Source organism: Siphonobacter aquaeclarae, assembly GCF_900103285.1.
Taxonomy (GTDB): Bacteria; Bacteroidota; Bacteroidia; order Cytophagales; family Spirosomataceae; genus Siphonobacter; species Siphonobacter aquaeclarae.
Map to the genome: position 1 here is coordinate 87,976 of NZ_FNGS01000012.1, position 18,214 is coordinate 106,189.

Annotated in this window: 17 protein-coding genes; 8 read left to right on the forward strand and 9 right to left on the reverse strand. The window is 51.4% G+C overall.

The genetic code is table 11. The features are described from left to right. Positions 1-45 precede the first annotated feature (45 nt). The 7 genes from BLR09_RS24205 to BLR09_RS24235 form a co-directional block, all read right to left on the reverse strand. On the reverse strand, positions 46-609 hold the full coding sequence (locus BLR09_RS24205) for a Crp/Fnr family transcriptional regulator (protein WP_093208847.1): 564 nt from the start codon (positions 607-609) through the stop codon (positions 46-48). A gap of 15 nt (positions 610-624) precedes the next feature. After that, positions 625-1,365 (reverse strand): DUF72 domain-containing protein, encoded by a 741-nt coding sequence (locus tag BLR09_RS24210; protein ID WP_093208850.1) that lies wholly within the window; start codon positions 1,363-1,365, stop codon positions 625-627. Between the two features lie 41 nt (positions 1,366-1,406). Next, on the reverse strand, positions 1,407-1,817 hold the full coding sequence (locus BLR09_RS24215; protein ID WP_093208852.1) for a VOC family protein: 411 nt from the start codon (positions 1,815-1,817) through the stop codon (positions 1,407-1,409). 64 nt (positions 1,818-1,881) lie between these two features. Beyond that, entirely contained in the window at positions 1,882-2,451 is a 570-nt protein-coding gene (locus tag BLR09_RS24220; protein ID WP_093208855.1) for a Crp/Fnr family transcriptional regulator, read from the reverse strand. Next, positions 2,448-2,882, reverse strand: coding sequence for a GNAT family N-acetyltransferase (locus BLR09_RS24225; RefSeq protein WP_093208857.1), 435 nt, complete (start codon positions 2,880-2,882; stop codon positions 2,448-2,450). The genes BLR09_RS24220 and BLR09_RS24225 overlap by 4 nt, the downstream gene beginning before the upstream one ends. Positions 2,883-2,977: 95 nt before the next feature. Further along, on the reverse strand, positions 2,978-3,787 hold the full coding sequence (locus BLR09_RS24230) for a GNAT family N-acetyltransferase (RefSeq protein ID WP_093208860.1): 810 nt from the start codon (positions 3,785-3,787) through the stop codon (positions 2,978-2,980). A 37-nt stretch (positions 3,788-3,824) separates the two neighbouring features. Further along, the gene (locus BLR09_RS24235) at positions 3,825-4,199 is read right to left on the reverse strand and encodes a winged helix-turn-helix transcriptional regulator (RefSeq protein WP_093208862.1); all 375 of its coding nucleotides are present in this window, start codon (positions 4,197-4,199) and stop codon (positions 3,825-3,827) included. A gap of 132 nt (positions 4,200-4,331) precedes the next feature. On the opposite strand from BLR09_RS24235, the gene BLR09_RS24240 reads away from it, so the two are divergent. From BLR09_RS24240 to BLR09_RS24270, 7 genes are all read left to right on the forward strand, one after another. Next, entirely contained in the window at positions 4,332-5,096 is a 765-nt protein-coding gene (locus BLR09_RS24240; protein ID WP_093209050.1) for an SDR family oxidoreductase, read from the forward strand. Positions 5,097-5,147: 51 nt separating this feature from the next. Continuing rightward, positions 5,148-5,606 carry a DUF1569 domain-containing protein gene (locus tag BLR09_RS24245; protein WP_093208865.1) on the forward strand — a complete coding sequence of 153 codons (459 nt, stop codon included), beginning with the start codon at positions 5,148-5,150 and terminating at the stop codon, positions 5,604-5,606. A gap of 450 nt (positions 5,607-6,056) precedes the next feature. Then, positions 6,057-6,494 carry a BACON domain-containing protein gene (locus BLR09_RS24250; protein ID WP_093208867.1) on the forward strand — a complete coding sequence of 146 codons (438 nt, stop codon included), beginning with the start codon at positions 6,057-6,059 and terminating at the stop codon, positions 6,492-6,494. Between the two features lie 422 nt (positions 6,495-6,916). Continuing rightward, a complete protein-coding gene (locus BLR09_RS24255; RefSeq protein ID WP_176785660.1) occupies positions 6,917-8,314 on the forward strand; it encodes a BACON domain-containing protein in 1,398 nt (465 codons plus the stop codon). Positions 8,315-8,955: 641 nt separating this feature from the next. Then, complete coding sequence (locus BLR09_RS24260; protein WP_218126712.1) at positions 8,956-11,469, forward strand: sialate O-acetylesterase; 2,514 nt, start codon at positions 8,956-8,958, stop codon at positions 11,467-11,469. A 148-nt stretch (positions 11,470-11,617) separates the two neighbouring features. Continuing rightward, positions 11,618-13,537: a glycosyl hydrolase family 28-related protein gene (locus BLR09_RS24265; RefSeq protein WP_093208874.1), complete on the forward strand. Its 1,920-nt coding sequence runs from the start codon at positions 11,618-11,620 to the stop codon at positions 13,535-13,537. A 180-nt stretch (positions 13,538-13,717) separates the two neighbouring features. Continuing rightward, a complete protein-coding gene (locus tag BLR09_RS24270) occupies positions 13,718-14,080 on the forward strand; it encodes a DUF805 domain-containing protein (RefSeq protein WP_093208877.1) in 363 nt (120 codons plus the stop codon). 68 nt (positions 14,081-14,148) lie between these two features. On the opposite strand, the gene BLR09_RS24275 is transcribed toward BLR09_RS24270, so the two are convergent. Both BLR09_RS24275 and BLR09_RS24280 read right to left on the reverse strand, forming a co-directional pair. After that, positions 14,149-15,753, reverse strand: coding sequence for a hypothetical protein (locus BLR09_RS24275; RefSeq protein WP_093208879.1), 1,605 nt, complete (start codon positions 15,751-15,753; stop codon positions 14,149-14,151). Positions 15,754-15,763: 10 nt separating this feature from the next. Then, positions 15,764-16,867, reverse strand: coding sequence for a hypothetical protein (locus BLR09_RS24280; RefSeq protein WP_093208882.1), 1,104 nt, complete (start codon positions 16,865-16,867; stop codon positions 15,764-15,766). Positions 16,868-17,275: 408 nt separating this feature from the next. Between BLR09_RS24280 and BLR09_RS24285 the strand changes: the two genes are divergently transcribed. Then, the gene (locus BLR09_RS24285) at positions 17,276-18,205 is read left to right on the forward strand and encodes an alpha/beta fold hydrolase (RefSeq protein WP_093208884.1); all 930 of its coding nucleotides are present in this window, start codon (positions 17,276-17,278) and stop codon (positions 18,203-18,205) included. Positions 18,206-18,214: the final 9 nt, after the last annotated feature.

An 18,214-nucleotide genomic window follows, 5' to 3' on the forward strand; every position in this document is an offset into this window, starting at 1 on the left:
AACACGGTACCCTGAAATTCCGACGCATCAACCTATGTAAAGAAATCACCGCCGGCGGATACGGCTCAGCTGTGTAGGCGTAATGCCGAGGTATGACGCGATGTGGTATTGCGGAATCACCTGCTCCAGGCCGGGGAACTGCTGCTGAAACCGTGCATACCGCTCGGTGGCGTTGCACAAAACCAGCTCTATTTCCCGCTCTTCCTTATTGACGAAAAACTGCTCGGCCAGTCGGCGCGCCGCCCGCTCCAACTCCGGCGAGGTATCGTATAGTGCTGTCAGTTGGCCGTAGTCGGCCACGAGAATCCGGCAATCGGTTAGCGCCTGCTGCACAATCTGGTTGGGTTGTCCGGTAATAAGCGAAGCGTAACCGCCTATCAGACAGTAGGGTACGAAGAAATGCTTGTTGTACTCTTCCCCTTCGTCGTTCCGGTAGAACGCGCGCATCACGCCTTCAGACAGAAAACCGATTTGCCTCGCCAGCGCTCCGGCTGTCAGGAAGTATTCCCCTTTGCGAAGCGTGAGAGGAGAAAACAAAGGTTCCAAACGCTCCCAGGTATCAGGAGGAAGCGGACAGAGGGTATCGAAGAAGGCGCGTAGTTCGGACATTCCCAAAAATACAGATTACCCTTCCTGAACGTACCGGTTGAGTGTCTGAAGATTGCCGATGGCATTGCCGGCCGTATTGTTGAAATAGACATAGACGTCTCGGTCTTCGCTGATCCATTCACGGATATAGCCGGCGAATTCATACAGAAAACCGTCGTCGTAGCTACCTTTGTAATTACCGTCCGGACCATGAAAACGCTGGTATACCACCGGCGCCGCTGGCGTTTCGAAGGGGGCGGAAACGCCGGATTTGTCGTGCAGAACGGGAGTCGCCCCGAAATCTTCCAGCAGCTGGTAGGATTCTTCCCGGTACCAGGAGTCGTGGCGAAACTCGACCGCCACCGGCCATCCGGTATTCAATTCCTCCAATGCTTCAAGCAGGTGCTGAACCTGAAGCAATTGGGAATACCGCAGGCTCGGCGGAAACTGAACGAGCATGGTACCCCGGCGTATCTCAGCCGGCGCAATGGCGTCGAAGAAAGCCTTCACGTCTTCTCTCCGGAAGGCGAGTTGCCGGGTATGGGTAATTTCCCGCCAGAGTTTGAACGTAAACCGAAAGGTAACGGGCGTGCTTTCGGCCCATTTGCCGACGGTAACGGGTCGCGGAAGCTTGTAAAACGTGCTGTTTATCTCGATACTGGAGAAAAGATGCGCGTAGTAGGTCAGTCGGCTGGATGACTGAAATTCAGGCGGATAGGCCTGTTTATTGGGTTGCGGAAGAACCAGCCCGCTGGTTCCGGAGAAGAAGCCTTTCATGTGTCGAAAATACGTCTTCTCCGAAAAAAGCGGGCCAGGAATCAAGCCTCCGCGTGCAGGGCTACGCGGTTTCCTTCTGTATCCCGGATGATGGCGATCAAACCAGCCGGAATCGGGGAGATACCGTTGAGAATGGAGCCTCCGGCTGCTTCCACGCGGTCGAGCACGGTTTGCAGCACCGGGCTGGCGTTGAGGTAGACCAATGTGCCTGTCAGCGAGGGCTTCGCGGCCGGCGAACGTACAAGCGCACCCGTTACACGGCCGGACGTAGCCTGGATCACGCCGGGATGCGACGGAAAAAAGGTCAGTTCTTCGTCTGTTTCGGGAAAGGAGCGGGTCGACATCTGAATGTCAAGGATCGTTTCGTAGAACGTTTTGGCCCGTTGGGTATCCAGCACCGGCAGTTCAAACCAGGTGAGGATATTGGTATCGGCATCGATTTTGCGGAGCATGATTGTCTGTCGTTGGAACAGGACAAAAGTGGCCGGTATCCGCCGCTTCCGCTTGTGACGATCGTCACAAAGCACGTCGTTTCCGGATGCGGCTCAGCGTTTCGCGGGCGACGCCGAGATAGGAGGACAGTTGCGTCAGCGAAACCCGCTGCAGCAATTCGGGCCGCTGCTGCTCGAGGTATTCGTAGCGCTGGAGCGGCGTATAGAGTTTGAAGAGACGGGCATGTTCTTCGGACCGGGCGGCTGTCAGCCGCAGGCAGGCCTTCCCGGCTGTTTCCAGCTCAGGCTCGGCTTTCGCGGCGGCAAAGAGTCCGTACCGGTCGATAACCGTCACCCGTACTTTTTCACAGGCCTGCACGCCGTAGTCTGCCGGCGTACCGGCGGCGAAACTGCTCAGGTGGGTAACTACTTCCCCTTCGAAGTGAAAATCAAGGTTTTTGTCGACGCCGTCGAGATCGGTAAAGGCCCGGACATACCCTTCTTCCAGGAAATACAAGGCCTGGCAAACCCTACCTTCTGACCACAAAAAGCCACTTTTGGGCACGATGCGTTCGGAAAGCGCCGGTTGAAGCGCCTGCCACGCCGCGTCTGAAAGCGGCGCCAGAGACGACAGGTATTCCCGGAAACGGTTCATCGGGCCAAATGAAGAATAGGATAGGGCTTGCCGGTACCGTCTACTTCCGAACGGCGTACCACTTCGAAGCCGAAATGCCGGTAAAAACCGAGTGCCAGCGGATTTTGTTCGTTGACATCCACGTGGGTAATGCCCTGGTTTTCAATGGCGTGAAGCAAAAGAAGCTTGCCGGCGCCTTTGCCGCGGATATCCGGACGGAGGAAGAGCATTTCGAGGCTGGTACCGTGCGTCCCTGAAAAACCCAGGAGCTGGCCGGTGGCATCGCGGAGGCCGGTAACCGTCACTTCATGGAAAATGCCGGACCGTACCATTTCCCGGAAAAACTGAAAATCTTCTTCGGCGAGAAAGCCGTGGGTTGCGCGGACAGACGCTTCCCAGATGTCGGCGAGGGTATCGAATTCCGCCTCAGAGACGGACGTAAGGGTGTACATGACGGCAAAAGTAGGCTTAATCCCGGAAGGAGAGGCCTGCTGCGGCCAGTTCCTGCTTTCAGTCAGGAGAGACCAGCACCCTGCCTTACAGAGTATCAGTCGGTTGAAGACGCATTTCCGTGACGGATCATGCCGTGCGCAAAGCTAAAGCCGAAGCGCCGGTAAAAGGGAGCCATGTAGTCGGCACAGTACAGGCCCACCATGATTTGAGGAGGAATTTCGCCGTCCAGCCAGCGGGTCAGCTCCTGCATCAGGGCTGATCCTACGCCCCGGCGCTGCCAGTCGGGATGAACCATGACGTCTTTTAAATAGTAGAACGAAAGGCCATCGCCGATAATCGCCAGACTACCAATGGCAGTACCGTCCGCTTCGGCGACGAGGGAAAAGACTTCGTGTTCCCGTTTCTTTGCTGCGAAGGCGTCGTTGCGCTCTTTCGTCCAACCAACAGCGTTTCCGATGCGGAAAGATTCTTCAGGCGTGAGCGAACGGCGGACGACACGAAAAGAAGCCGTCGGCTGCGCAATACGCGTTTCAGCCGGTTGCCAGGGGGACGCGAAGTGAAGGTAGTACCCATTCAGGTCCCGAACGGTGTATTGGCCCATCCCGTATTCCAGCAGCTCCAGGGGAGCGACAATTTCCGCGCCGTTTCGTTGATGGCGGGCATACAATTCGTCAATATTCCGGACACGCATCCAGATTGAATTGCCCTTTGAGCGCTCGGCGAGCGTTTCACTGCGGTAAAACTGAACATTTACCCCCAGCCACGACACCGCGCCGAGGGTGGGAGGCTCGCCCCATACCCATTTGTCGGTAAAGCCGATGACGTCCTGCCAGTACCGGATGGCATCGGCTACATCGGGAACGGCGAGGACGGGCTCGGCGATGACAGGGGAGGGGTCTTGCATGGGAATAGTAGGTTTTTTCTCACAGAATGCACAGAAATCACAGAAGATGGGTCTTTTCACTTTCCGACTCCCCGATCACCTCCCTCAACCGCTCCTCATGTTCATCTCCCCATTGCCCCAGCAGCGTTATGACAGGTATGAGCGTCTGGCCGAATTCGGTCAGGGAGTACTCCACCCGCGGCGGTACTTCGGGATAGATGACTTTCGAAACCAGTCCATGAGCTTCCAATTCGTTCAGCTGAAGGTGAAGTACCCGGCGTGAGGCTTCGGGTATTTTCCGTTGCAGCTCACTCGGGCGTTGAAAGCCTTCCCGGATAAACCAGAGCAACCGGATTTTCCACTTACCGTAGAGGACCTCCGCGACCAGATCGAGACCGCAGTTCAGATTCAGGGGTATTTTTCGGACACGCATAAGTCAAATATACAGGCTATTGCCGGACGTTGTACAGGGAAAAAATTGTCACTATGATAATCGGTTTTCGGTACTTGTGAGGTCCGGGCGCAAGCAGGAATTTTGCACCTGTTGAACGTCATCGAAAACACCATGAATCAGGAACTTGCCGGAAAAACGGCTCTCGTTACAGGCGGCACAAAAGGCGCCGGAAAAGCGATTGCACAGCGACTCGCAGATGCCGGCGCAACCGTTACGGTCGTCGCGCGCAACCACCCCCAGGAAGACCTATCACCTTTGCGTTTTATCCAGGCAGATCTGAGTACGCCGGAAGGTGTTCTGAAAGTTGCGGAGATGGTACCCCGCCTGGATATCCTCGTCAATAACCTTGGAAAGTCAGGCACGCCGCCGGGCGGATTTGCCGTGCTGACGGATGCGGACTGGCTTGAAACCCTTCAGGCGAATTTGCTGGCACCCGTTCGGCTCGACCGAGCCTTTCTCCCCGGTATGCTCGAACAGAAAAGCGGCGTAATCATACATATTGCCTCGATTCAGGCACGGCTGCCGTTGTATGAGTCGACTTTGCCCTACGCCGCCGCGAAGGCCGGATTGCTGAATTACAGCAAGAGTTTGTCCAATGAAGTTGCACCGAAAGGTATCCGCGTGGTGACCGTCTCACCCGGCTGGATCGAAACCGAAGCTGCAATCCGTTTTGTGGAAGAATTGGCACAAGGAGCGGGGACGAATTATAACGAAGCGAAGCAACAGTTGATGCACTCCCTGGGCGGTATCCCGATGGGGCGACCGGCCAGACCGGAAGAAGTGGCGGAACTGGTAGGTTTTCTCGTCTCTCCGCGGGCAGCTTATCTGACCGGCGCCGAGTTTGTGATCGACGGGGGAACGGTACCGACGGTTTGAGAAAAGAAAAAGAAGTCGGTTATCTTTACCCTTAACCTTCGTCTATTCCTTATGTCATTCCCCGATATTTTTACGAAAGAAGTAACTGGGCAAATCGTCTCCCGCATTGAAAATCTCCGGCCTGATACGGCGCCGCAATGGGGCAAAATGACCGTCGCACAAATGCTGGCGCATTGTTCGGTGACGTACGAGATGATTTTTACTGACAAACATCCCAAGCCGGGACCGGTGAAGCGCTGGCTGTTGAAAGCCTTTGTGAAAGATACCGTTGTCGGCGCAAAGCCCTACAAACGAAACTCTCCGACCGCGCCGGCGTTTAAAATCATGAACGAGCGCGATTTTGCCTCCGAACAGCGTCGGCTGATCGACTACCTCTGGCGGACGCAGTCGCTCGGAGCAGCGGCTTTTCAGGGGCGGGAATCCAACTCGTTCGGACCATTAACGACCGATGAGTGGAATACGATGTTTTACAAACACCTCGATCACCATTTGACGCAGTTTGGTGTATAGCGACACTCCTGTTCATTGTTCATAGTCCCCGAAAGGCATCAGCTATTCGGGGACTATTTTGTTTTCTGAAAAACAGAAAACCGCGCCTGCAGCCGCTAAACAAACAAATTGGAATTGTTCTAAAATAAATTGTAAAAAACTATTTTTTTTCTAACGGATATGATTGATATTCCGCAAGTCAAACTGTATTGACGTCGATTTCCTTCGACCGCCAACCGAATTATCGACAACCATAACCAACCCTGAATGCGTACACGCCTTACTTCTTTTGTGATCCTTTGTTAACGGATTGCGTTTCCCCGATTTTCCGGAAAGAGTTGTGTCAATGAGGCACAGATTACTGCGCAGGCAGTCCGGTTTTTGCATGCCTTATCTTTCATTTTCTGGCTCGCGTTGCGCGAGCCACCGGCTAATCTTTTACTTCTAAACCCTGAATCGTTGTTCCGAACAATGAAAAAACTAAACCTGTTGTCCCTGAGCTGGCTTTCTGCCTTGTTTCTCCTGCCGGTATGCGCTTCCGTACACGCGGAAAATACATTTGGACCGCGTACAGCCTTATCAAGCGAACGCGCTGCCACAGGTAGCGTATACAAGTGGGCGTTCTCTTATCCGACTCCGGATTCCTATTACCTGATCCTGTATAATGTTCCGGTAAATGCGCCGGCTGCCGGTGGTATGTATTTCATTCCGGTTCAGAGTAATACAACCTGGTCAGTAAGCGGCATATTGCCTGCCTGGCTGTCGATCTCCGGTGACAGCGGCAGTGGAAATGGCACCATCACCGTAACCGTGGCTGCCAACAGCACTGGCGCAAACCGGTGGGCAACGTTGATGATTTCAGGAGATGGTGTAGCGCCGTATCCGTTTGATATTAACCAGAGTAAGTAATCCGACTATACCCGAAAAGCACGCGCTTTTCGGGTATTCTTTCGTGAACATACCGACAGGAAAGGAGGAGATCCGTTTTCTGAAATAACCCGATTCGTACTTTTATTCCGGAAAACGATCCTCCCTGTTTCGGTACCGAATGGTCTTTCATTGTCTCCTTCAATCGATATCCGAATTATCAACATCTCAAACCAACCCTGCATGACGTTGACTCTTACCTCTTCTATTTTCTGTTAATCCGGATTCTATTTTGATTGACAACCTGATTTCGATGCACAGATAATATGAATTTACCCGTATTATTCTCGCTGTTTTCAGGCCTGTTTACCGGTTCTGTGTCCTTCTTTATACCTCACGCTAAACCTTATTTTAATATGGATGTTTCTACCTGCTTTCTCAGAAGGCTGCTGCCTTTGATAGCAATGGCATTATTGATTGCAACGCCCTTGTATGCCAGGGAATCTCCGGCTAAACGCCCGTCCAAAACCGTTCAGATCAAGCCGCTCGTTACGTGCACCTGCGGGTATACCCTTGTATCTGTTAACCAGCGATCGGGCGAAACACGGGGCGAGTTTGTCTTTAATTCCTGCAGCGTCGATTCGCTCCGGATGGAATTATGGCTGGGGTCGACGATGCAGATCAATAAAGTCGTAAAGCCCACCAGTGCGACCATCATTTTCGACATGCCAGCCGGCGCCGGCTCAGGTACTTATAAGCTAAAAGCGACGCCGCTGAACTGCGAGGGTACGAGCTCCAGTGTATATGAAATTTACTTTAACTATACGCCGCCTGTGCCGCCGGGAGCGATCAGCGTATCCCCCGGTGCGTATACGTTTTCGGCGTCGAGCGGAAGCGCCTATTTCGCCATCACCAGTACAACGAGCTGGGCGGTAGCCAGCGGATCTATTCCTTCCTGGGCGTCTGTCAGTGGGGGCAGCGGCAGTGGAAATGGCTCTTTTACCGTTTCCGTGACGGCAAATACCTGGGGTGCAGCCCGGTCCGGAACACTGACACTCACCGCCTCAGGCGCTTCCTCTATTACGATTCCGATCACGCAGGTCGGGACCAACTGCTACCGGTTCGACGTCGGCGGATTTGTCGGAATAGAACCTCAGCGGCTGGATCTGACCAATAGTGGAATCGTAAAGGTCAACCCGGCGAACGTATCTGCGCCGAAGCAAATCTGGCAGGTTGAAGACATTGGCGGCTATAAAAAGATCGCCCGGGCTTCGAATTCGAACAGTGTACTCGGTGTTGCAGGCGGCGGCTCGTCGACCGGAAGCCAGGTCGTGTTGCAAAGCTACACAGGCGGCGACCACCAGCTCTGGCAGCAGGAAAGTGTAAGCGGTTGCACGGGTTGCGTGATATTCAAACGGAAAGGCGGAGGAGGGGTAGCATTTGGCAGCCCGGAGGATTGGGGCCGGGGTTGGAGTGATACCACGATTCAGGACATTCGCCTGGTTTCTTATTCGGATGCAACGACCTACGGCGGAAACAAATGGGTATTGTCGTCGGTCACTTGCCCTACGAGCGGCGCCCGCATGGCGGCCGAAGAAGCGGTACGGCCGGAACAGCGGCTCCGGATCTCCGCTAATCCAAATGCCGGGGAGTTTAAGGTGGGATTTTTCCTGGCGCCGGGCAAAACCGCTGACCTGGGTGTAACGGATCTTTCCGGCCGGCAACTATACGGTCGTGCGGTGAAAGGAGAAGGAGAACAAACCGTCGATATAAAGCTGGCGCCAACGGTCAGCGGTATCGTTGTGGTTTCGTTGAAATCGGATGGAAAAATGCTTTCCCATCGCGTTTTAGTGGCGAAATAGAAACAGGTAAATATTCACTTCGTGTTATACCCGGCAGACTGCGGTTTGCCGGGTATATTGCGTTGAAATAGCTGGAAAATCAAACATAATACTCTTCTCTGAAAAGGGGAAAATAAATTGAATAATTCTATTTTATTATTAGAAGTTAACCTGCATATTGCTGCCTTCAATTAAACGGACAAGCCAACCGCCTTCGGCCGAATCATGTTGATTTATGAACGACCGTAACCAACCCTGAATGAAATCAAGTACTACTTCTTTCGCAGCGTAGTCTGCATCCGCCCAACCTGCTCGTCTTCTTTCTCTGATGATTTGGACAATTTTCGTCTGAATCCGGTGTGTATTGGCCTTTTTTTTCTGTACCGGTGGTTTTATTTGTCAGACCTTTCGGCACACAACTTTTCACTATAAATAACTCGCGTATGTCTGGTATTAAGCATATGTCATTGCTGATTAATCGTATATTTTTTGTCTTTTTTTTGCTGACGTCTTTTGACAGTATAAGTCAGGAAATAAACTGGCCGAGTACCATTCCGACAGGTAGCGGCGCCCAACAACCTATTAACAAGGTGTTTCAACGAGATGCTTCCGGCAAAGCAACGGTGAAATTTGTTGTATCTGCCGGATCTGCTGTCACGACCGTGAAAGTCCGTTTTAAGCAGTATGCAATAACCGGTTCCGATGGGTCTACGTATTCTCTTGGAGGGAGCTATATAGATCCCAGACCGGGTTCGGCTTCATTGGCGGGTGACGGTGCATTGAACTTCGGCTCCAGCCCGTTTCAGGGGCTGGGCTCAAATACGGTAGTTACCTATCAGCTGGATATTAAAGGCGGTATGTACCGGATGGAGGCAATCATCAACGGGACACAGAAAGAAGTAGATTTCGGAGTGGGAGAAGTACTGGTCATTGCGGGTCAGTCAAATGCTGCCGGGTATGTACATGACGGCTTCGACAAAAGCCTGGGTTACGGAAATGTGAAGTTTGTACATTTTAATAATACAAAGACTGACTTCGAAGACGGAGATCCGAAAAATAACGATAAGTATTTTCCATGGTTCTGGTGCCGATTGGGTACTAAACTGGCTCAGAATCTTCAGGTTCCGGTAGCATTTTATCAGACAGCGTGGAGCAATTCGAGCGTTGCCGACTGGCGCAAAAGTGCATATGAAGGCCAATCAGTACAGTTTTCACAAACAGGACAACCTTACAAGAACTTCAAATCGGTTATCACTGACGTCCGGGGGAAAGTGGGCCTTCGCGGAGTATTGTGGCAGCAGGGTGAAAGAGACAACACCCAAAATGCCGGGGGGGTTATGCAGCAAACAGGCATTTTAGGTTATGACCAGAATCTGGCAGATCTGATTGTCAAGAGCCGTTCGGATATGGGTTGGACTGGTTTTGCGTGGGTCATTGCGCAGGCATCGATGAATTCGGGAATTTCAGATCCGGGAGGCATTGTTGCAGCGCAGCAGCGTGTCATTGGCCACACCGACGCGGGCGGGACGGTACTCAAAGATTACGGAGATCCCCGGAAATCAGCACGAAATGGAGCGGATACAGTAAGCTCTCGCTTCAAGGGTCCGTATACCGACGAGATTCTTGGTTCGGCTCGCAGAAGTGGCGGCGGTGAGCCTACGCACTTCAGTACCAGCGCACTTTCCGGCACAAATTGTGGTCAATGTCAGGCGGCGGACAAATGGTTCACGGCCCTGACTCAACTGTCTTCCTATAACAACCGAAACTTTTTCGGTAATTCTGCTCCCGCCCTGAATACCCAGGTGACAGAGGGACCGACCGGTCTTTCCGAATGCAATTGCGGATTTTCACTTCTTTCTGCCAGTCAGGTATCGGGACAGATGTCAGGTCAGTTTACGTTCCATTCCTGTAATGCCTTCAAAGTGAGATGGACATTGCTGGACGGGACAACGGAGAAGGCCTCGGCGGAACTGGAACCAGGTGGGCCTACCGAAACATTTTCCATCCCTGCGTCTGTCAACTCCGGCAATTACACGCTTCGCGTCGTTCCGGTAAGTTGTACCGGAAACAGCTCCAGTGTCTATGAAAAGCCATTTTCTTATACCAAGCCCGGTACTATAAGCTGGTATGTGAACGTAACGCCTTACCCGCTTTCCGTACCTGCGTCGGGCGGTACGTATTATATATCTGTCAACAGCAATACCAACTGGTGGATGACGGGTACTCCGGCAGCCTGGTCTTCGTTCTCAAATACCAGCGGCAGCGGTATCGGAACCATCACGGTAACCGTACAGCCGAATACGACGACCAGCAGCCGGTCGGTAACCATGATGATCAATGCCGACAATGTCGCGGCGCAGCCCTACACCGTTTCCCAGGCGGCAGCTTCATCCGGATCCGGCACCTGCTACTACTTCGAACTCGCCAACTACCACTATACCAGCGGGGTCACGAAACAAGCGATGGAGGTCAACGGGCAGGGAGTGGTCAAGATTCAGGACTTCAACACCTCGTCTTCTTCGCAGATATGGCGCGTTGAATCGGTTGGCGCATACAAGAAGATTTCGCGTGCATCGGATGCCAACTCGGTTTTAGGCGTGTCTGGCGGGCAGAGCAATATCGGCGATCAGGTGGTATTGCAGCCGTATTCCGGCGCTGATTATCAGTTGTGGGAAGAGGAAGCATCGTCATCCGTAACCACCAACTGCGCAGGATGTGTGATTTACAAGCACAAGGCGAATGGAAACGTGGCATTCGGCAGTCCGCTGGGCAACTGGGGCGACGGCGACGCATCGGCTTCTGTCAACGACATCCGCCTGGTTTCGAAATCCGACGCTTACATCTACGGAAACTTCAAGTGGTTCCGTACGCAGGTGGCATGCCCGGGCGGTGGCCGCGTTTCAGCCGAAGAAATCACCCAACCCGAATCCCGACTGGCTGTTTCGTCCAATCCGAATGCCGGTGAATTCCGGGTCCGCTTCTTCCTGGCACCGGGACGGAAGGGAGACCTGGGCGTCACGGATCTGACCGGCCGCGTCGTCTACCAGCGCGCGGTAACGGGCGAGGGGGAACAAACGGTTGACGTTAAACTCGCTCCGTCTGTATCGGGTACGGTGATCGTTTCACTGAAGACAGAGAAGGGGGTATTGTCAGAGCGGGTATTGGTGACGCGCTGATAAATACAGATTCAAGGGAAGGCCTGCTTCGGATCGTTCCGAAGCAGGCCTTTTTTTGTTAAAAAATAATACTATATGCTTATAGAATTGTTTGCATTCTTCGCAAATTGGCAGTGCTATTTTTTGTTTCTCCAACCAAATATCTCCCATGTCTACCTCTACTTTATTCTTTCGCATTGCTGTCATTGCGCACATCCTCGTGGGTTTGAGTGTTTCCGATCTCCGGGCACAAAACCCGAGCTTTGTTGAATCGACCCCTTCCGTTTTCAATTTCACCGCCGGCGGTTCAGGAGCGCAGGCGAGAAATGTTGCTTTTAAACTGGATGAATTCCGATCTGTAAAAGATTACGGAGCGACAGGAGATGGCTCAACGGATGACACCCAGGCGATTCGGGTTGCTATCGCAACCGGCGCCTCTTTGTATTTCCCTCCGGGAACGTATAACATCAGTGGCCCGCTTCGTCCGAAAGACAATCAAAAACTCCTGGGCGCAGGATGGAACAGTATTCTTTCTCTGCAGCACGATGATTCTTCCGGGGTTATGGCAGACGGAAGGACCAATATCGGTATTCACCAACTGAAGATTGATGGGAACGGGAAGAAGTTGACCGAAGGAATCCGGTTGACGAATTGCCGCTATTCGGTCATTTCGGATGTATGGATTACCAATATGGGGACGGTTAACCCATCAAGTCCTACGAACGACAATACTACCGGTGGAGTAGGGATTCTGCTCGTCAGTATCGGGGGCGAATGTGCATGGATTACCGTCGAACGTTGCCGGGTCGATCATATCGCAGCAGGTGGTAACTACAAAGGAGACGGTATAGAAGTAGCGGATTATGATGCGGATTCTGCTACTGTTCACGATGTTGTGGTTCGAAACTGCCGTGTTTCAACAGTCGGCAGGCATTGCTATACAGCGGGCGGGAATATGCCCCAGAAACCCTATGCCATTCTCTTTGAAAACTGCTACGGCGAAAAATCCGCGCTCGATTGGCTCGACGTCGAGGATGCGCAAAGCGTCCGGGTTGTAAACGGTATCGCCAAGCGATGCGGTAACGACCAGACGTACTTTAATCCTGCTTCCGCCTATGGCGCCAACTATGGTTTGCTGGCAGCCATCGCCGTCGGCAATGCAAGCGGAAAAGTAGAAGTATCCGGCTTTTCGGCAGACTCCTGTTACCTCGGATGGACGGCCGGAGGAAGTACTTCGGTGGAGCTCGATCATGTCACGATTACCAATTCCACACGTGCGGACTATGCGCTGACGCTGGCCAATCACCCGACTACGATTACGATCCGGAACAGCGCTTTTCTGACTCCGGGAAAAACGGAGGTTTTTTATTACGATGGCTCAGGCTCCACGACGCCCAAGCTTTTTTCTAATGTTGTCTTTGCCTCACCCGTGAGGATGAGCACATCCGCAAATGTAAGATTCGACCTTTGCAGGTTTGGGGCCGGCATTATTTTTCAGGCAACCGGAATAAAGAACATGGAATTGAATGGATGCCTCTTTACCGATTTCCCGGGAGCCGGAGTTTCCTGGTCCGGTTACAATAAGAAGACAGATAACCTGGTGATACAGAATTGCCGGTTTCTGGGCACAGGCCAGATGACGCACGGCGTACTGGCCATTTGGGAGTCATTATACCATTCCAAAATTTCGGATAATGTCTTCTCCGGCTTAACCACAGCAGGTATCGGTCATGCCAATATGGCGGGTGATTCGCTGGTATTTGATTTGCTTCGCAACCGGTTTTCAAACATGCCAACGGGGATTGAGTTGTCGCAGGCGACGAAGTACATGCGTATTTCCGGTAATAATTTCGAAAGTATCAGCAATTGGGCGATTTTGCAGACTACAATCTCATCTCCTACGTCGAATCTCGACAACCAGATAATCGAAAACATTGCAGGAGGCGGCGTCGCGAACGGGATAAAAATTGAGAACCTGACGGGCATATCCGACTACCTGATGATTCTCGGAAACAACATGCGGAAAGTGACGGGAGTTAAATACAATATCAACGCCAATGTGAACGGAATAAATACCAATAATCTCTGAAAGACAGGTAAATAGTGAAAAGGCCGGAATATGTACTGTTCCGGCTTTTTTTTAGTACTTATTTCGAAACAGAAACCAAGTCTGGAAAAATAAGTAACTTTCGCGGAATGCGGGTTGTATTTCTGGTATGTTCCTTAATATAAACCTGAATTAATGAATTGACCTCTATTCATTGTCCCCATGTTTAAAAGACCTTATTCTTTTGAAGGACGTATTCACCGGAAAGAGTACGCCATTAGTCTGATCCTCTTTTACACCGCAGTTTTCTCCCTCAGTATTGTGGCTGGCGTAGCCTGCTATTTCATGGACATACCCGTCGAAAGCTCGAAGGGAACGATTGTCATTTATACATTTCTTCTGCCTGTTTTTCCTTTTTTGTGGAGTCAATCCTGCAAGCGTTGCCATGATGTGGGAAGCAGCGGTTGGTATCAGCTCATTCCCCTTTACTTTCTTTACCTGATTTTCAAGGACGGAGAGCCGGGAGAGAACGGGTATGGGCCTGATCCGAAGGGGCGGTCGTATGAAGGAGTGGAGATCTTCTAAGTAAAGTACCTTCAGAGTAGTTTAAAAAAAGACCCGCTCCGTATACGGGGCGGGTCTTTTTGGGCCAACTATTTGCAGGATTTGGAATAGTCGACAAGTAGTTGCCGGTAGGTTGACAAGTCTGAAGAATCGTACTGTCCTGAACCGACATTTTTCAGAATAGCCGGACATGTATTAAAAAAAGTTGTGAGCGATGTACGTCGTCCTGTAAAAACAGGAGGCGTATAAAAGGTATCCTGGCCGTTCCGTTTCAAAACAAAATCTTCCTGGGGATAAAATTCCCGAAAGAGTGTCAGGCCGCCTGTTGTTTCCAATTGATCGAGCAACGCATACCGTTTCGCGTTCGTAGCTCCGGAGGCATCAAATAAATCGCCGCCCCGGCCAATCTTTCCGACGAGATATGCATGACCATCGGACTCTTTTACAGACTTGATATTTTTAAGGGAAAGACGGACGGGCTTCTTCTTGTCAGCGACGTATACGAATACCGTCGGATTTTCTACATCCGTGTTGTTAAATAGGGATCCCAGTGTAATGTTACCCGAATTGGCAGCCGATTGACCGCGCAAATCAAGGAGTTCGGGCGAATCACTGAGAACCCGGATTTTACCGGAATAAGTCTTGTTGTCTTCGTCCGTCACTTCGCCGTCGAACTCTGCGAAACGGAATGCCGTCTCCAGCTTTTTATAGGAAGGCAGCACCGGTTCAGCGGCGATAGGATCTACCTTCGTAAGGTTTTCAGATGTCTTCCGGTAAACGGTAACAGCGCGAAGCATGTTCTCCAGCTCCGGAGAATAGGACCGGCCGAGAATAGAGCGGGGTTCGGCTTCACGAATAGCGGGCAGCAGTTTCTCTGCTTCTTTTTCCTGACCCGTCAGCAGGTAGGAGGTAGCCAGGTTATACAGGGAAGCGAACCGAACCCGCTTTTGAAGATACGCATCGCCGGCATCCGTAAATTCTGTCAGCCCTTTCCAATACTTCTGAGCTTCTCCGAACAATTCGGGCCAGTTGGCTCGATCCACATCCGCGACTGCCGGGAAAACCGCTACAGACTGATTAAATTCCTTTTCATTGAAGCCGGATTTGGATGATTTTGACTTCTCAACCCGGGCAAATTGCAGTTTTGGAAAAGTGGGCCCGTAAAGATAGGTAGCGTTAAACTCGGCGCTGAGTGCATCAAAATTTGTTTCGAGAACAAATCCTGCCAGCTTCTGAAATCCGGAACCGACAGGCACAACATACTTGACAACTTTCGGCGTAGCATAGCGTTTGTAAATTGGCTTACCGGCTTTGTCGAGTACCTCCATGTTCGATTCGATGCCAACATAATAGCACGGCGACCGGTCGAAGGTCTTATCTACGTTATCTCCCTCCAATAATTCGAACCGGGTTACTGTATATCGGATTTCAAAATCTCCCTTCTCTGCTTTCTTCAAGCCGGGAATGTTCAGAAGACCTTCGATATCCGTCGGCGAATAGACGCCTTTCTGAGATTTTATACTGCTTTCCACGTTGGGATGTAATACCATCGTAACATGATAGCTTTTGTACGCCGCATATTCCGGGTTGGCAGGCGTCACCGGACCACGGAGGTCCAGTTTTTGCGTATTGTCCTGAGAAAAAACAGGATATGAGAATACAAGTGCACCCGCAAGTGCCAGGATTTTTTTCATAAAAGGGGAATTAAAGAAGGGTAGGCTGATGACGGGAACGGGTTTGAGCACGCTGGAAATCAGCGAGTAATTCTTCAGCGGCGCGCTTCAGGCTTTTCCCGTCTCCGGTGTCATAGTCATTGGCAATTAATCCTTCGGCTTCCTGAATTGCTTTTTCCGGCTGATCGGTCAGAAGGTAGATCTTGGCCAGGTTGTAAAATGCCGAATAGCGCATTTTACGACCGGCTTTATCGGGCGCGGTATACTTCGTCTTAAGCGATTCAAAATAGGCGATCAACGGCTGAAGATTGGCTTTGATATTCTCGATTGACTGATCGGCGCGCATCTCAGAAAAGATGGCCTTAACAGCCTGAATAGCTTCAATTTGTGCGGCGCCTTCGTCGTTTTTAGCATCGAGAATCCAAAGCGATTCAGACTCTTTGACAGGTACGTATCCGTAGGTGCGGTTGAGAAGACCATTGATCCGTGTCAGCGAGCGGTTTGTAAACTCCCTTACTTGTGTTTGGAGCATCGCTTTCCGGTTGTCTTCGAAATACTTGGAAACACGGCGGGAGTCAGTACTTTCTTCTGTACGGACCGTTAAGGTTTCGGACAATCGCTGAACGACCGGTCCGGAGGGAGCGTCAGCCGGTTTGCTGATTGTTGCATTCTTCAAAAAACGGTTCGTACTGACTGCCTCTTCTTTTTTGCGCTGTTCTTCCTGGTCGCGGGCAGACACGGGTTCAGGCGAACGGGGACCAGAAATACTCAACTGGCCGGATACAAGATAGGTAACGACCATCGTGTAGTAGGTCGTGCTGACAGACCGCCCGTCTTTGTCTTTGCTGCTTTCTGTTCTTGATTCCAATCGCGCTTCTTTTTCGGTGACGTCTTCCAGGTTGAGAGAAGCGCGAACGGTAGGAGAATCGGAAACTCTTTTCCATCCATCCAGGTGAATAGCATCGCGAACCGTACTTTCGGTAATACTCGGAGTCAGACGATTCCCGATTTTAACTTCTGTTTCATACGTTCGTTTGTCAGGAGAGACCGGCTCACGCGGAAGCTGCTGGTAAGTGACATCTACACGGAACCGGTCCAGATCAACACGTTGAGCAAAAAGAGGGGTAGCTGCCATCAGGCAACAGAAGAGTAAATTTTTTCGCATCGGACAAGCTATGTGTGGATTCGGGATTGAGCCGGCAAATATAAGTGTCTGTGTTCTGGATTTAAATGACGAAATTATTATTTGTTTCAGGTTTGTATAATCTTATTTTTAACACTATAGGCGAATTAATTTTTCGTTTTAAAAGCTCAGTTTTCGGTTTTAATAAAGGTGTATTTTCTTGTTTTACAGATGGTATTTTATTGGAAATCAATTGATTTCCTTTGTGTGAGTATGGTTGTCGAAGGCAACGGCCGGGAAGCCTGCCGGAATTGGAATGGAAAGTATACCAGACGAAAAATGCCGTTCGCTCATTAATTATATTCTTTTTACTAACCGGTTTGGGCAGTACGTATCTTCGGGAAAAGAATCCTTCCTACCATGCGTATTTCCTTCTGTTTACTCTTCCTTTTTTTTATTATCCCGGCATCAAACGCCCAATCCCTCTACCTCAAAACTTACGGCACCCCGCATCATAAACCCCTGATTTTCTTGCACGGAGGGCCCGGTAATAATGCGCTTTCGTTCGAAGCAACGACGGCACAACGACTGGCCGACAAAGGGTTTTACGTACTCGTATATGACCGCCGCGGTGAAGGGCGCTCCGTTGATCCGGACGCCGCCTATACCTTCCAGCAAACCTTTGACGATCTCAACCAGATACTCAAAACAAACCGAATCGGGAAAGTCACATTACTCGGCGCGAGTTTCGGCGGGTTACTGGCCGTCCGATATGCGGAGAACTACCCCCAACGCGTGCAGAACATCGTGCTGATCGGCGCACTGGTGACGTTGCAGGATACGTATTCCACCATTATTTCTTCTTCGCGGAAGCAGTACGAAGCCCGGAACGATACGGCTTCACTGGCACAACTGAAAGCCCTTGAAACGTCGGACCGGAGTAGCTATGACTTCCGCTCTGCCTGTTTCCAGCACGCCAGCCGCAACGGTTTTTTCGACGTCCCGAACCGCACGGAAGAAGCGCAGCGCCTGTATGCCCAACTACAGGGAGATACTACCTATCAGGGGTTGCAATCCCGCCGGAATAGCGTTGCCAGTAAAGCTTTCCACGAACACGAGCATTATTCCACAATCGATAACCTGCCCCTGCTGCCCAAATTGAAAGCCCGCGGAATAGGTCTGTACGCGATTTACGGCAAGGACGATGGTCTGTATTCTCCCGCGCAGGTAGAAGCGGTGCGGCGCGTCACCGGCTCGGCGCACATCCGGTACCTGGATCGGTGTGCGCACGCGCCGTTTCTCGATCAGCAAACAGAATTTGTAACTGCGCTGGTACATTGGTTGCGTTAAACCGCGTAA

Bases quoted from the DNA above. Each gene is read 5' to 3' on its own strand.
- BLR09_RS24205 (WP_093208847.1), bottom strand. From the start codon at position 609: ATGTCCGAACTACGCGCCTTCTTCGATACCCTCTGTCCGCTTCCTCCT.
- BLR09_RS24210 (WP_093208850.1), bottom strand. From the start codon at position 1,365: ATGAAAGGCTTCTTCTCCGGAACCAGCGGGCTGGTTCTTCCGCAACCC.
- BLR09_RS24215 (WP_093208852.1), bottom strand. From the start codon at position 1,817: ATGCTCCGCAAAATCGATGCCGATACCAATATCCTCACCTGGTTTGAA.
- BLR09_RS24220 (WP_093208855.1), bottom strand. From the start codon at position 2,451: ATGAACCGTTTCCGGGAATACCTGTCGTCTCTGGCGCCGCTTTCAGAC.
- BLR09_RS24225 (WP_093208857.1), bottom strand. From the start codon at position 2,882: ATGTACACCCTTACGTCCGTCTCTGAGGCGGAATTCGATACCCTCGCC.
- BLR09_RS24230 (WP_093208860.1), bottom strand. From the start codon at position 3,787: ATGCAAGACCCCTCCCCTGTCATCGCCGAGCCCGTCCTCGCCGTTCCC.
- BLR09_RS24235 (WP_093208862.1), bottom strand. From the start codon at position 4,199: ATGCGTGTCCGAAAAATACCCCTGAATCTGAACTGCGGTCTCGATCTG.
- BLR09_RS24240 (WP_093209050.1), top strand. From the start codon at position 4,332: ATGAATCAGGAACTTGCCGGAAAAACGGCTCTCGTTACAGGCGGCACA.
- BLR09_RS24245 (WP_093208865.1), top strand. From the start codon at position 5,148: ATGTCATTCCCCGATATTTTTACGAAAGAAGTAACTGGGCAAATCGTC.
- BLR09_RS24250 (WP_093208867.1), top strand. From the start codon at position 6,057: ATGAAAAAACTAAACCTGTTGTCCCTGAGCTGGCTTTCTGCCTTGTTT.
- BLR09_RS24255 (WP_176785660.1), top strand. From the start codon at position 6,917: ATGGCATTATTGATTGCAACGCCCTTGTATGCCAGGGAATCTCCGGCT.
- BLR09_RS24265 (WP_093208874.1), top strand. From the start codon at position 11,618: ATGTCTACCTCTACTTTATTCTTTCGCATTGCTGTCATTGCGCACATC.
- BLR09_RS24270 (WP_093208877.1), top strand. From the start codon at position 13,718: ATGTTTAAAAGACCTTATTCTTTTGAAGGACGTATTCACCGGAAAGAG.
- BLR09_RS24275 (WP_093208879.1), bottom strand. From the start codon at position 15,753: ATGAAAAAAATCCTGGCACTTGCGGGTGCACTTGTATTCTCATATCCT.
- BLR09_RS24280 (WP_093208882.1), bottom strand. From the start codon at position 16,867: ATGGCAGCTACCCCTCTTTTTGCTCAACGTGTTGATCTGGACCGGTTC.
- BLR09_RS24285 (WP_093208884.1), top strand. From the start codon at position 17,276: ATGCGTATTTCCTTCTGTTTACTCTTCCTTTTTTTTATTATCCCGGCA.